General features: G+C 65.9%; 13 protein-coding genes. 7 read left to right on the forward strand and 6 right to left on the reverse strand.

What is annotated here, in order from left to right:
• Positions 1-284: 284 nt before the first annotated feature.
• The 4 genes from V9L17_RS13560 to V9L17_RS13575 are packed head-to-tail and all read left to right on the forward strand — an operon-like array spanning position 285 to position 4570.
• Positions 285-1781, forward strand: coding sequence for a CoA-acylating methylmalonate-semialdehyde dehydrogenase (locus tag V9L17_RS13560; protein ID WP_337351809.1), 1497 nt, complete (start codon positions 285-287; stop codon positions 1779-1781).
• Positions 1781-2866 (forward strand): enoyl-CoA hydratase/isomerase family protein, encoded by a 1086-nt coding sequence (locus V9L17_RS13565; protein WP_337351810.1) that lies wholly within the window; start codon positions 1781-1783, stop codon positions 2864-2866. Before V9L17_RS13560 ends, V9L17_RS13565 begins: the two co-directional genes overlap by 1 nt.
• The gene (gene mmsB, locus V9L17_RS13570) at positions 2859-3797 is read left to right on the forward strand and encodes a 3-hydroxyisobutyrate dehydrogenase (RefSeq protein ID WP_337351811.1); all 939 of its coding nucleotides are present in this window, start codon (positions 2859-2861) and stop codon (positions 3795-3797) included. Before V9L17_RS13565 ends, mmsB begins: the two co-directional genes overlap by 8 nt.
• The gene (locus V9L17_RS13575) at positions 3794-4570 is read left to right on the forward strand and encodes an enoyl-CoA hydratase (RefSeq protein WP_337351812.1); all 777 of its coding nucleotides are present in this window, start codon (positions 3794-3796) and stop codon (positions 4568-4570) included. Before mmsB ends, V9L17_RS13575 begins: the two co-directional genes overlap by 4 nt.
• Before the next feature lie 7 nt (positions 4571-4577).
• Here V9L17_RS13575 and V9L17_RS13580 read toward each other — a convergent pair whose 3' ends face one another.
• The gene (locus V9L17_RS13580) at positions 4578-5552 is read right to left on the reverse strand and encodes an NAD(P)/FAD-dependent oxidoreductase (protein WP_337351813.1); all 975 of its coding nucleotides are present in this window, start codon (positions 5550-5552) and stop codon (positions 4578-4580) included.
• A gap of 66 nt (positions 5553-5618) precedes the next feature.
• On the opposite strand from V9L17_RS13580, the gene V9L17_RS13585 reads away from it, so the two are divergent.
• Complete coding sequence (locus V9L17_RS13585) at positions 5619-6200, forward strand: helix-turn-helix domain-containing protein (RefSeq protein ID WP_337351814.1); 582 nt, start codon at positions 5619-5621, stop codon at positions 6198-6200.
• Between the two features lie 62 nt (positions 6201-6262).
• Positions 6263-6919 carry a DedA family protein gene (locus tag V9L17_RS13590; protein ID WP_337351966.1) on the forward strand — a complete coding sequence of 219 codons (657 nt, stop codon included), beginning with the start codon at positions 6263-6265 and terminating at the stop codon, positions 6917-6919.
• Positions 6920-6925: 6 nt separating this feature from the next.
• Here V9L17_RS13590 and V9L17_RS13595 read toward each other — a convergent pair whose 3' ends face one another.
• On the reverse strand, positions 6926-7432 hold the full coding sequence (locus V9L17_RS13595) for a MarR family winged helix-turn-helix transcriptional regulator (protein ID WP_337351815.1): 507 nt from the start codon (positions 7430-7432) through the stop codon (positions 6926-6928).
• 269 nt (positions 7433-7701) lie between these two features.
• Between V9L17_RS13595 and V9L17_RS13600 the strand changes: the two genes are divergently transcribed.
• The gene (locus V9L17_RS13600; protein ID WP_337351967.1) at positions 7702-8835 is read left to right on the forward strand and encodes an acyl-CoA dehydrogenase family protein; all 1134 of its coding nucleotides are present in this window, start codon (positions 7702-7704) and stop codon (positions 8833-8835) included.
• A 63-nt stretch (positions 8836-8898) separates the two neighbouring features.
• Here the strand turns inward: V9L17_RS13600 and V9L17_RS13605 are convergent, their stop codons facing one another.
• From V9L17_RS13605 to V9L17_RS13620, 4 genes are all read right to left on the reverse strand, one after another.
• Positions 8899-9102, reverse strand: coding sequence for a cold-shock protein (locus V9L17_RS13605; RefSeq protein ID WP_013599688.1), 204 nt, complete (start codon positions 9100-9102; stop codon positions 8899-8901).
• A gap of 159 nt (positions 9103-9261) precedes the next feature.
• Positions 9262-10317: a zinc-dependent alcohol dehydrogenase family protein gene (locus V9L17_RS13610; protein ID WP_337351816.1), complete on the reverse strand. Its 1056-nt coding sequence runs from the start codon at positions 10315-10317 to the stop codon at positions 9262-9264.
• 52 nt (positions 10318-10369) lie between these two features.
• Positions 10370-10996 carry a response regulator transcription factor gene (locus V9L17_RS13615; protein ID WP_337351817.1) on the reverse strand — a complete coding sequence of 209 codons (627 nt, stop codon included), beginning with the start codon at positions 10994-10996 and terminating at the stop codon, positions 10370-10372.
• Positions 10993-12222 (reverse strand): sensor histidine kinase, encoded by a 1230-nt coding sequence (locus V9L17_RS13620; RefSeq protein WP_337351818.1) that lies wholly within the window; start codon positions 12220-12222, stop codon positions 10993-10995. The genes V9L17_RS13615 and V9L17_RS13620 overlap by 4 nt, the downstream gene beginning before the upstream one ends.
• Between the last annotated feature and the right edge of the window lie 202 nt (positions 12223-12424).

Genomic DNA, 12424 nt, shown 5'->3' on the forward strand with positions numbered 1-12424 from the left:
TAACTTACCGAACTTGGGCGCCCGGCATAGCCCACGACGGCGGAGCGGTGCTGGCTATGCCGGGTCGGCTGCAACCTGCAAAGACGGGGCACTAGGGCGCGGACACGCCGTCGCCTTGCTCCTGGGTGGCCCACGTGCACGGCAAAGTGCCCCGCGACGGCGGTGCCACAGCGAATGACGGCGGCGCCGCACGGCCTCCGGGCGTGCTCTGGAATTTAGTAGGAAGTCCGAGTATATTCGCTTGCAGAGATGACCTGGATCACAATGCGAAGGAGCATTCAGCCATGGTGCGCGAACTTTCCCATTACGTAGCCGGCCGTAGAATCGGCGGGACATCCGGCCGTTACAGCGACGTCTTTGATCCCTGCGAGGGCAAAGTCCAGGCCCGCGTGCCACTGGCCAGCCGGGAGGAAGTGCAGAACGCGGTTGCCGCCGCGGAGAAGGCCCAGCCCGAATGGGGCGCCATGAACCCGCAGCGACGCGGCCGGATCCTGCTGAAGTTCGTGGACCTGGTGAACCAGAACCTGGACGAGCTCGCCACCCTGCTCTCCTCCGAGCACGGCAAGACCCTCGCCGACTCCAAGGGCGACATCCAGCGTGGCATCGAAGTGGTGGAGTTCGCGGCCGGTGCCCCGCACCTGATGAAGGGCGAATTTTCCGAGGCTGGCCGAGACATCGACGTCCACTCGCTTCGCCAGCCCCTGGGCGTCGTCGCGGGCATCACGCCCTTCAACTTCCCGGCCATGATTCCGCTGTGGAAGTCCGGACCGGCCCTCGCCGCCGGGAACGCCTTTATCCTCAAACCCTCCGAACGGGACCCGTCAGTGCCCCTGCGCCTGGCCGAACTGTATTCCGAAGCGGGCGTCCCGGACGGCGTGTTCAACGTCATCAACGGAGACAAGGAAGCCGTTGACGCCCTCCTTGAAGATCCGAGGGTCAAAGCCATCGGCTTTGTGGGCTCCACACCCATCGCCCAGTACATCTACGCCACCGCCGCCGCCCGCGGGAAACGCGCCCAATGCTTCGGCGGGGCCAAGAACCACATGGTGATCATGCCGGACGCCGATCTTGACATGGCCGCCGACGCCCTGATCGGAGCCGGCTACGGCTCGGCCGGCGAACGCTGCATGGCCATTTCCGTGGCCGTGCCGGTGGGGGAGGAAACGGCCAACATGCTGGTGGCTAAACTCCAGGACCGCATCAAGGGGCTCAAGGTAGGCCACAGCTTGGCCAAGGACTCGGACTTCGGCCCGGTCGTGGCGCCGAGCGCCAAGGACAGGATTGAGGGCTACATCCGGTCAGGAGTTGAGGAAGGCGCCACCCTGCTGGCGGACGGACGCGGCCTCACCGTGGAAGGCTACGACGACGGGTTCTGGCTGGGCCCGACGCTCTTTGACCACGTCACCAAGGACATGAAGATCTACCAGGAGGAGATCTTCGGGCCGGTCCTGAGCGTGCTCCGCGCCACCGACTACGACGAAGCGCTGCGCCTGTGCAGCGAGCACGAGTTCGGCAACGGCGTGGCCATCTTTACCCGCGACGGTGATGCCGCGCGGGACTTCGCCAGCCGCGTGGAGGTGGGCATGGTGGGCATCAACGTCCCCATCCCGGTCCCGATCGCGTACTACACCTTCGGCGGCTGGAAGGCCTCCGGCTTCGGCGACCTCAACCAGCACGGCGCCGACGCCTTCCGTTTCTACACCAAGACCAAGACCGTCACCACGCGCTGGCCTTCCGGGATCCGCCAGGGCGCCAGCTTCGTGATGCCGGAAGGAAGCTGATGGCCGGTTTGCCAGGAGCGGAGCAGGGATCCGGTCACGAGGTCCTGTTCGAGAGGCGCGGCCATCTTGGCGTGGTCACCCTCAACCGCCCCAAGGCCGTCAACGCGCTGAACGCCGGCATGGTGGCCGCCATGCTGGATCAGCTCACCGCCTGGGCGGCCGACGACGGTGTGGCCACCATCCTGGTGCAGGGCGCCGGGGAGCGGGGCCTCTGTGCCGGAGGCGACATCGTCGCAATCTACCGGGACATTCTCGCCGGAGGCACGCAGACCGCCGCCTTTTGGCAGGACGAGTACAGCCTGAACTCCCTTATTGCCGGCTACCCGAAGCCCTATGTGGCCTTCATGGACGGGCTGGTGCTCGGTGGTGGCGTGGGGATCTCGGCCCACGGCTCCCTCCGCGTGGTCACCGAGCGGACCCGGACCGGCATGCCCGAGACCACCATTGGATTTGTGCCCGACGTCGGCGGGACCTGGCTGCTGGCGAAGTCACCGGGGGAAGGGGGTACCCATGCCGCGCTGACAGGCGCGCACCTCAGCGGCGCGGATGCCCTGTTCCTGGGCCTGGCGGACCATTACGTGCCCTCGGAGAATCTTTCCGCGCTGGCGGTGGCGCTTGAAAGCGAAACCGCGGAAGCCGCCGTCGTACGGTTCAGCCAGCCGGCCCCGCCCTCGGAGCTGGAGTCACAGCGCAGCTGGATCGACCCCTGCTACGCCAGCAACGACGCAGAGGAGATCCTTCGCCGGCTCCGCACCCTGGACGGGGATACCGGGGGAGAAGCGGCCGCGGCAACCATTGAGGCGAAGTCGCCCACTGCCGTGAAGGTGACTTTGGAGTCCCTCCGCAGGGCCAATGGATTGACCTTGGATGAAGCACTGGCACAGGAATACCGGGTGGGTCTCAGATGCCTGGCCGGTCCTGACTTCCGCGAGGGGATCCGGGCGCAGGTGGTGGACAAGGACCGCACTCCGCGCTGGAAGCCCGCCACGCTCGCGGAGGTGCGCGCGGCCGACGTCGAACGATTCTTTGCGCCCCTGGGCGACCTTGAACTCAACCTTCAGCCAAAGGAGACCGACCATGTCTGAGAACCCCACTGTCGCCTTCCTGGGCCTGGGCCACATGGGCGGGCCAATGGCCGTGAACCTGGTCAAGGCCGGCTACGGCGTGGCCGGCTACGACGTGGTGCCCGCAGCGCTGGAGGCTGCAGCAGCCCATGGCGTCCCCACTGTGCCCGGCCCTTTGGACGCAGTGGCCGGAGCCGACGTCGTCCTGACCATGTTCCCCAGTGGCCAGCATGTCCTGGACGCCTACCGCGGGGTGGACGGACGGCCCGGACTGCTGGTGGCAGCCAAGCCGGGAACCCTGTTCCTGGACTGTTCCACCATTAACGTGGACGAGGCGCGGGAAGCCGCCTCGCTCGCCGTCGCCGCCGGCCACCGCTCGGTGGACGCCCCTGTCTCCGGCGGCGTGGTAGGCGCCGAGGCGGGCACGCTGACGTTCATGGTGGGCGGCGAAGCGGAAGATTTCGAAGCCGTGCGGCCGCTGCTTGAGGTGATGGGCAAACGCGTGGTTCACTGTGGCGGACACGGCGGCGGCCAGGCCGCGAAAATCTGCAACAACCTCATCCTCGGGGTCTCCATGATCGCGGTGAGCGAGGCCTTTGTCCTGGGCGAGAAGCTGGGACTCACGCACCAGGCTCTGTTCGACGTCGCCTCCGCGGCGTCAGGACAGTGCTGGGCGCTGACCACCAACTGCCCGGTTCCCGGTCCGGTCCCCACGAGCCCCGCCAACCGCGATTACCAGCCGGGCTTCGCCGGGGCACTGATGGCGAAGGACCTCAAACTTGCACTGAATGCCTTGCAAAGCACGGGCGTGGCGGCCCGGCTGGGTCCACTCGCCTCGGAAATCTACGATACGTTTGCCGCTGAAGGCGGAGCAGGCCGGGACTTCTCCGGGATCATCACGGACATCCGCGACAAGTCCCAGGGAACCCTAAACGACGGGAGTCAGGCATGACGGAATACACGAACATCCTGGTGGAACAGCGGGGCCGGGTAGGCCTGGTCACGCTTAACAGGCCGGAGGCCCTCAACGCCCTGGACAAAGCCACCATGGAGGAGCTCGTGGCAGCAGTCACCGCCATGGACGCAGACCCCGGCGTTGGAGCGGTGGTGATCACCGGCTCCGGCAAGGCCTTTGCCGCCGGCGCCGATATCAAGGAAATGGCCGCCCAAGGTTACATGGAGATGTTCGCCGCCGACTGGTTCCGCGGCTGGGAGGACTTCACGCGGCTGCGCATCCCCACTATTGCCGCAGTCTCCGGCTTTGCGCTGGGCGGCGGGTGCGAACTGGCCATGATGTGCGATCTCATCATTGCCGGTGACAACGCCAAGTTCGGCCAGCCGGAGATCAACCTCGGCGTGCTGCCGGGCATGGGCGGCTCCCAGCGCCTCACCCGCGCCGTGGGCAAGGCGAAGGCCATGGACATGATCCTGACCGGACGCTTCATCGGCGCGGAGGAGGCTGAACGCTGCGGACTCGTCTCACGCGTGGTTCCCGCCGAGAACGTAGTGGAGGAGGCCCTGAAAGCTGCCGAAGTCATTGCGTCCAAATCCAAGCCGGTGGCCATGCTGGCAAAGGAAGCCGTGAACGCCGCCTTTGAAACCGGCCTGGCCCAAGGTGTCCTGTTCGAACGCCGGATCTTCCACTCGTTGTTCGCCAGCGAGGACCAAAAAGAAGGCATGGCCGCCTTTACGGAGAAGCGCCAGCCCGACTTCAGCCACCGCTGACGGGCAGTTACGGAGCCACCGACATGGATTCACGGTAGGCGGCGACGTCGGCCGTCAGTTCCTCCGCCATGAGGTGGTTGTTGATCACGACGGCGGTCCATGCCCCTGCCGCCGCGGACGCCAGGACCTGGGCGCGCATGTCCGTCACGTTGCCCGCAGCCCACACACCCGGGACAGCGGTGGCGCCGTCGGCGTCGGTCTCAAGGTAGTCGCCCACCCCCATCGGATGGGGTACCGCTGCCAGGCCCAGGCCGACAAAAGCGTCCAACCTGGCCCGGACCTGGGGTCCAACCACCACGGCGTCAACTCCGACCTCGGGCCCGCCGGCCAGGGCCACACCGCGTAACTTGTCCTGCTCTATCCGAAGTGATTCGACGGCGCCGGCCACTACTTTGACGCCCCTGGCCGCCAGTTGCTCCAGCTCGTCCCCGGTTGGCTCGGTGAGGTCGTTCAGGAAAAGGGTGATGTTTCCGCTCCACTGCCGAAACAGCAGGGCCTGGTGGACGGACCACGGTCCGTTGCCCAGGATGCCGATGGCTTGGTCCTGCACCTCCCAGCCGTGGCAGAAGGGGCAGTGCAGCACATCCCTGCCCCAGCGCTCGCGGAGCCCGGGAATCTCCGGAAGTTCGTCCACCAGGCCGGTGGTAATCAGGAGGCGCCGGCCGCGGATCACCCTGCCATCGGCCAGGGTCACGTCGAAACCGTCTTCAGTGCTCCTCGCTGCCGCCACGGCTTGGTCCTGGATGATGCGGACGCCGTAGTGCTCGGCTTCGGCACGTCCGATCTTCAGGAGTTCGGCCGGGCTGGCGCCGTCGCGGGACAAGAACCCGTGGACACCCTGGGCAGGGGCGTTACGGGGTTCACCGCCGTCGACCACAGCCACTGAGCGGCGTGAGCGGCCCAGCATCTGTGCGGCACTCAGGCCCGCCGGCCCGCCACCGATGATCAGGACGTCGTAGGAAGTGTCATTTTCTGTGCTCATGCCTCAATGCTCTGCGGTGGGCGGAAGACCTGGCAAAGGAATTTGCTGGAATGGCAAACTGGAGGCATGGAAGACCAATTGGACGATGTCCTTGCGGCCGTGGGTCCGCGGCTTAGGGCGCTCCGCCTCAGCAGCAACACCACGCTGGCAGTGCTCGCCGAAGCCACCGGGATTTCGGTCAGTACGCTGTCCAGGCTGGAATCAGGGCAGCGCCGCCCCAACCTTGAGCTGCTCCTGCCACTGGCCAAAGCGCATCGTGTGCCGCTGGATGAGTTGGTGGGTGCTCCGGCCACCGGGGATCCGCGGCTGCACCTGCGCCCGATCGTCCGCCGGGGCATGACTATTATTCCGCTGACGAGGCGGCCCGGCGGTATCCAGGCCTACAAGCACATCCTGCCCGCCGGCCAGACGGAGGTGCCGAATCCCCAGGTCCACGAGGGGTACGAATGGTTGTATGTGCTCAACGGCAGGCTCAGGATGATACTGGGCGGCCAGGACCTCGTGATGGAACCTGGCGAAGCAGCTGAATTCGATACCCGTGTTCCGCACTGGTTCGGCCGGGCGGATACGGGGGCGGTGGAATTCCTCAGCCTTTTCGGAACCCAGGGGGAGCGCATGCACGTGAGGGCCCGGCCCGGTTCCTCCTAGACTCGTAGGAGGCGGGGATCCCCGCTTGGACAGATGGCTGCGCAGTGGAATGGGGAATTGGCATGTGGGGAACGGGCGTCGCCGACTCTGGCTCGACGGACAACCTGGGCGGCCTCGTGGGGTTCGCGGCGCGGGGGATCGAGACCCTTGGCGAATGGGGCGTGGGGCTCTTCACGCTAGCCGAAACAGTCCTTCCGCCCATTCCCAGTGAGGTCATCCTCCCGCTGGCCGGGTATCTTGCCAAACTGGGGTCCCTCAACCTGGTCCTTGTGTTCATCACCAGCACGCTGGGTGCCTACCTGGGTGCGCTTCTGCTGTACTGGCTCGGAGCCAAGCTGGGGCTCGAGCGGTCCATCCGGGGCCTGTCGAAGCTCCCGCTCGTGGACCGGGAGGATTTCGAGAACGCAGCGGTGTGGTTCCGCCGGCACGGCAGGTCGTCGATCTTCTTCGGCCGGCTGCTCCCAGGAATACGGAGCCTCATTTCCCTGCCAGCCGGAGCCTCCAACATGCGCCTGGCCACGTTCAGCCTCTACACGCTTGCCGGGACCGGGCTGTGGAACGGTGCCCTGATAGGACTCGGCTACGCGCTGGGCACGCAGTACCAGGTGATCGAGCAGTATTCGCGCTTCCTCAACTACGCCGTGTACGCCACGCTGGGCCTGACGGCGGCGTGGCTCGTGGTCAGGAGCGTCCGGCGCAGCAAGGCTGCCAAACGCTAGGATCCGTCAGTCCGTGAAATCCCCGGCGTCCCGGCGGAAGCTGCCCAGGATCCGGATGAGCTGGTCCAGGTCCTCCTGGGCGAATCCCGACTGGCCGAACACTTCGGTGTTGAGCACCGCCGTCGCGCTTTTTGCCACGGTGCGTCCTTCCGCGGTGAGTTCGATCAGCGTGGTCCTGCCGTCGGTGGGATGCGGCGAGCGGGCTACCAGCCCGGCGCTTTCAAGGCGGTCGACGGCGTTGGTCACCGAGGTGGGATGGACCTGGAGCAAGGCGCTTGCCTTGTTCATGGGCAGCGCCCCGCTGCGGGCGAAGCTCAGCAGGGCCAACAATTCATAGCGTGCAAAGGTCAGGCCGAACGGTTTCAGGGCGCCTTCGATCCGGGCCAGCAGGATCTGCTGGGTCCGCATGATGGCCGTGATGGCTGCCATGGGCGCGGCGACATCGGCCCAGCCGTGTTCCTCCCAGTTGCGCTGGGCATCGGCGATGGGATCTCGCGGCAACGGGGCGATCATCCTTCAGCCTTTCGCCGGATGCGGTGGCCGGCGTCGGAATGGCAGGCCAGCGCGTGCTGCGTGGAAGTCGACGGTGACTGTCATGGTGGCCCTTTCATCACGTGATGCGCATCACTGATATCCAACTCTGTGCAATATACTAGGACATCCAAGGGTTCGGAAGAGCGAAGGGACGTTAGCCCGTGCCGCCACAACGACGTGATGAAGGCGTTTTGGCCGCCCCGGTGGCGGCATCCACGGCCAAGCTGCCATTTCCGGACGCGGACCTGATGTACATCGTGGACCTGCTTCCCGAGACGGAGAAGGAACGCTACCTGGAAATCAGGGAGTTCCTGCAGGGCTCGGTGCGGCAGGCTTCCATCGAGTATTGGAACCGTGAGGAGTTCCCGTTTGGCCTCCTTGCGGAGATGGGCAAGCGGGGCCTGGGCGGGCTGCAGACGGACGGCAGTTCCAAGCTGTTCAAGGGCCTGATGTATGTCGAAGTGGCCCGGGCAGATGTATCCCTGTCGGCGCTGGTGGGCATCCACAACGAGCTGATCGTGGGGATGATCCACGAACTCGGCTCCGAGGAACAGAAGGACCGCTGGCTTCCGGGCCTGACGTCCTTATCCCAGCTGGGGGCCTTTGCCCTGACCGAGCCGGATCACGGCTCGGACATTGCCGGCGGCCTGGCGACTTCTGCACGCCTGGAGGATGACGAATGGGTCATCAACGGCGCGAAACGCTGGATAGGGGCGGGAACCATTGCCGACTTCGCGCTGGTCTGGGCCCGCGACGACGCGGACGGGCAGATCAAGGGCTTCATAGTTGAGACGGACCGGCCCGGGTACTCGGCCACCAAGATTTCCAACAAAATCGGCCTGCGGATCATGCAGAACGCGGACATCGTCCTGGATAACGTGCGCATTCCGCAGTCCAACCTGCTGCCGGGCGCCACCGATTTCTCGAAAGCCAACGACCTCCTGCGGGATTCACGTGCCTGGGTGGGCTGGCAAGGTGCCGGCATCCAGTTGGCGACCTTCGACGTCGCCCGTTCCTACTCGCTGGCTCGGAAGCAGTTTGGCAAGGAACTGGCACGCTTCCAGCTGATCCAGCAACAACTGGCCGAAATCCTGGGCAACGCCTCCGCTGCGCTGGCCCTGATGGCACAGCTGGCCCGGATCCAGGAAGACGGCAAACTGGAAATGGTGCAGGCCGCCATGGCCAAGTCCACCTGTACCCGGCTGGCGCGCGCGTCGGTGGCCATGGGCCGTTCCATCCTGGGCGGCAACGGGATCAGCACGGATTTCGAGATGGGAAAGCTCTTCGGCGACGCTGAAATCCTCTATACCTACGAGGGCAGCTACGAAATCAACTCGCTGATTGTGGGCCGCGGCGTGACAGGAGTGTCAGCCTTCGTTTAGCTGCACACGCGAAAACTCCCCCGTCAGTGCCCGAAAGCACCGAGGGGGAGTTCCCTTCAGACGTTACAGCGGGCGGATGTTCTCTGCCTGCGGGCCCTTGGGACCCTGGGTCACATCGAATTCGACTTTCTGGTTCTCATCCAGGGAGCGGTAGCCGCTGCTGGCAATTGCCGAGTAGTGCGCGAAAACGTCAGCGGATCCGTCATCCGGAGCGATGAAGCCAAAGCCTTTTTCGGCGTTGAACCATTTAACTGTGCCTGTTGCCATTGCTATTGCTACTTCCTTTGTAACCCTTTTCTGGTCCTGCTCCAACGGCAGGCAGAGACGGAGATTATCCCCCGCTGTTTCCAACCTAGGGGGCGGAGGGTGGGCGTGCAATAGCTGGAGTCATCAACTATTCAAGCTGTAACCTGCCGGAAACGGAGGTTACGGCCTCAAGAGCACCTTGATGGCCCGGCGTTCATCCATCGCTTTGTACGCTTCGGCCGCGTCCTCAAGCGGCATTTCGACGTCGAACACGCGGCCGGGGTTGATGCGTCCGGCCAGTACGTCCTCGAGCAGTTCGGGGATATAGGTCCGCGCGGGCGCCATGCCGCCAGACACTGTGATGTTCCTGTCGAAGAGGTAGCGCAGTGGAATCTCGGCGCCGCCCGTGGGCACTCCCACAAAGCCCAAGGCGCCGCCGGGCCGGACCGAGTGCAGCGCCTGTTCCATTGATTCCTTGGTCCCCACACACTCAAGGACAGAGTCCGCGAGCACACCACCCAGCAGGTCACGGACCTTCGCCACGCCGTCATCCCCGCGTTCTTCCACTATGTCCGTGGCACCGAATTCGCGGGCGAGGGCCTGCCGGTCCGCGTGGCGGGACATGGCGATGATCCGCTCGGCGCCCAGCCGCCTGGCGGCCAGCACGCCACAAAGTCCCACGGCGCCGTCGCCCACCACCACAACGGTCCGGCCGGGGGAGACCTGGGCGGAGAGCGCTGCGTGGTGGCCCGTGGCCATCACGTCGGACAGGGTGAGCAGGTTCTTCCGGAGGGCGTCGTCAGGCTCTCCGGCAAGCGGCACCTTGACCAGGGTGGACTCGGCCAGGGGCACGCGGACGGCCTCGCCCTGGCCGCCGTCGATCTTCACTCCGGAGTCGTCCCGGCCGCCCCAACCTGCCAGCCGGGCACAGGCGACGGTCACGCCGTTGAGGCACTGAGGGCATTCACCGCAGCTGACCACAAACGGGGCGATGACAAAATCGCCTGCCTTCAGCGCTGTGACGTCTGCGCCGGTGTTCTCCACAACGCCGATGAACTCGTGGCCTATGGCCGAAGGACGGCGCGTGGGCTTGACGCCGCGGTAGGGCCACAGGTCCGAGCCGCAGACGCACGACGCCACCACTTTGACCACCACATCCGTGGGCAGCTGGACCGTTGGATAGTCGCGGTCTTCCACCCTGATATCACCGGGGCCGTGGATGATGGTGGCGCGCATGACTGCTCCTGTCGGGCATGGACAACGGGGATACCGAGTCTATCCCTGGGCGCTAGCGCATACCCTCCCGGCGGATGGCCGTCGCGATCGCCGCGGCACGGGTCTCCACCCCGAGCTTGGCGTAAATGTGAGCCAGATGCGTCTTGACGGTGGCCTCGGAAATGAAGAGCCGTTGGCCAAGCTCCCGGTTGCTGAGCCCCTGGGTCAGGAGGCTGAGCAGTTCCGCTTCCCGAGGCGTCAGGACCTCGTCGGGATTCCTCAGTTGCTGGAAGAGCCGCGAGGCCACGGGTGCACTCATCACGCTTTTTCCCTGGACCGCACCGCGGAGGGCCGCAAAGATTTCGTCCGGCGCGGCGTCCTTGAGGAGGTAGCCCATGGCGCCGGCATCCACCGCCCGGACAATGTCCGCGTCCGAGTCGTAGGTGGTAAACACCAGGATGGGTTGCCTGCTGTTCCGCTGCCGCAACTGCCTGATGGCCTCGATCCCGTCCATTCCGGCCCCCATGGCAAGGTCCATTACCACCACCGCAGGTGCATGCAGGTCCACCAGCTCCAGGGCCTCCTCGCCGGAAGCTGCCTCGGCCACCACGTCAAAGTCAGGCTGCGTGCCCAGCAAGGCCCTCAGGCCGCTCCGGACCACTAAGTGGTCGTCCACCAGGAGGACGGTGATGGCACTCATGCGTCGTTCCGATCTGTCTTCTGCGGCAGGCGGGCCGGCACCTGTGCAGCCACGATGGTCCCCTCGCCGGGTGAACTTTCCACTGAGAATACGCCGCCCAACTGCTCCACCCGCTGGCGCATCGCCCTCAGGCCGTAACCGCCGGCGTCCGACGGCGGTGCTGCCGCCGACGGGTCGAAGCCCGTTCCGTCGTCGTAAATGTCCAGGGTGACGGAATCGGGAAGGAATCCGAGGGTCAACGATGTGGTGGCCGCGTCTGCGTGCTGCTGGATGTTCGCGGCGGCGCTCTGGACCACCCGCAGCAGGGTGTGCCGCACTTCTGCCGGGACGTCCCTCGGTTCGCCGGTGACCAGGAGTCGGGCGTGCGGGACGTACTGGGCGGCAGCCTGGTGGAGGGCCTCGGGCAGCGGCGCAGCGTCAAGTCCCGGGGACGCGAGCTCGTGGACCAGGCTGCGTGTCTCGGAGAGGTTTCGGCGCAGCAGGTCAGTGGCCTGGTTAAGGTCTTGCCGTGATTCCTGGCCGGGCCACGCACGGTCAGCGGCCTCCAGGAGCAGGAGGCTGCTGGCAAGGCCCTGTGTCACGGTGTCGTGGATCTCGCGCGAGACTCGCTCGCGTTCGGCGATGGTTCCGGCCCGGCGCTCGCTGGCCGCCAGCTCTCCCTGCACGAGCGAAACCTCGGTATGAAGGCGGCGCTGCTGCGCGGCGTCGTGCTCGATCCGGTCGTAGATCAGCGTGAGCATTACGCCCACAGCCACTGGCCCCAGCAGCATCGCAAGATCCGTGCCGTCGCTGAGCCGGAAGAGCCCGACGGCGGTGGCGGCCGCCGTCGCGCCTGCCGCCACATAGCCCACGGCACCCGTGAAGGCCGTCCGGCAGAGGAAGAAGATCGCGAAGGAGCACCACGCAAAGCTCGGTGCGGCGATGACCAGGACTGCCCACACGCCCACCAGCACCAGCATCCATACCGCCCACGGGCGTCTCTGCCGGGCCAGCACGGCAATGACGGCGTAGAGGGCGCAGACCGCGCCCGCGAGTCCGAGGACCAGGAGGTTGTCCTGCATGCTGTGCCGCATGGCATAGCGGACGGCGGACGCCACCAGGAGTACCGCGAAGCCGAGATGGACGGCGGTGTCGATCCGTCCGAGCCGGCCAGGCTCCGCCCCCGGTCCGGCAGGCAGGCCGGGGCCGGTGGTCAAGGTTTCACGGGGAGCATCTGGGGAAGGCATGGGGTCCGGTTCAGGTCAGGAGCGAGTTCCTATCCCATGCTATTGCCCGCGCCGTTGCTGGTCTCTCAACCTTTTGGCTGATGCTGTTGGCTTTCCGGGGGACCGGGGACCAGCCAAAGGCCCGATGCTTGTTCCGGCGTGGCTGGACAGGATGGATATGAGGCAACGGGCCCGCGGCCCAAGCCAAGGTCCGGATCGAGCC

The organism is Pseudarthrobacter sp. CCNWLW207 (assembly GCF_037203945.1).
Taxonomy (GTDB): domain Bacteria; phylum Actinomycetota; class Actinomycetes; order Actinomycetales; family Micrococcaceae; genus Arthrobacter.

Coding starts and splice junctions, on each gene's coding strand:
- V9L17_RS13560 (WP_337351809.1), top strand. CDS start 285: ATGGTGCGCGAACTTTCCCATTACGTAGCCGGCCGTAGAATCGGCGGG.
- V9L17_RS13565 (WP_337351810.1), top strand. CDS start 1,781: ATGGCCGGTTTGCCAGGAGCGGAGCAGGGATCCGGTCACGAGGTCCTG.
- mmsB (WP_337351811.1), top strand. CDS start 2,859: ATGTCTGAGAACCCCACTGTCGCCTTCCTGGGCCTGGGCCACATGGGC.
- V9L17_RS13575 (WP_337351812.1), top strand. CDS start 3,794: ATGACGGAATACACGAACATCCTGGTGGAACAGCGGGGCCGGGTAGGC.
- V9L17_RS13580 (WP_337351813.1), bottom strand. CDS start 5,552: ATGAGCACAGAAAATGACACTTCCTACGACGTCCTGATCATCGGTGGC.
- V9L17_RS13585 (WP_337351814.1), top strand. CDS start 5,619: ATGGAAGACCAATTGGACGATGTCCTTGCGGCCGTGGGTCCGCGGCTT.
- V9L17_RS13590 (WP_337351966.1), top strand. CDS start 6,263: ATGTGGGGAACGGGCGTCGCCGACTCTGGCTCGACGGACAACCTGGGC.
- V9L17_RS13595 (WP_337351815.1), bottom strand. CDS start 7,432: ATGATCGCCCCGTTGCCGCGAGATCCCATCGCCGATGCCCAGCGCAAC.
- V9L17_RS13600 (WP_337351967.1), top strand. CDS start 7,702: ATGTACATCGTGGACCTGCTTCCCGAGACGGAGAAGGAACGCTACCTG.
- V9L17_RS13605 (WP_013599688.1), bottom strand. CDS start 9,102: ATGGCAACAGGCACAGTTAAATGGTTCAACGCCGAAAAAGGCTTTGGC.
- V9L17_RS13610 (WP_337351816.1), bottom strand. CDS start 10,317: ATGCGCGCCACCATCATCCACGGCCCCGGTGATATCAGGGTGGAAGAC.
- V9L17_RS13615 (WP_337351817.1), bottom strand. CDS start 10,996: ATGAGTGCCATCACCGTCCTCCTGGTGGACGACCACTTAGTGGTCCGG.
- V9L17_RS13620 (WP_337351818.1), bottom strand. CDS start 12,222: ATGCCTTCCCCAGATGCTCCCCGTGAAACCTTGACCACCGGCCCCGGC.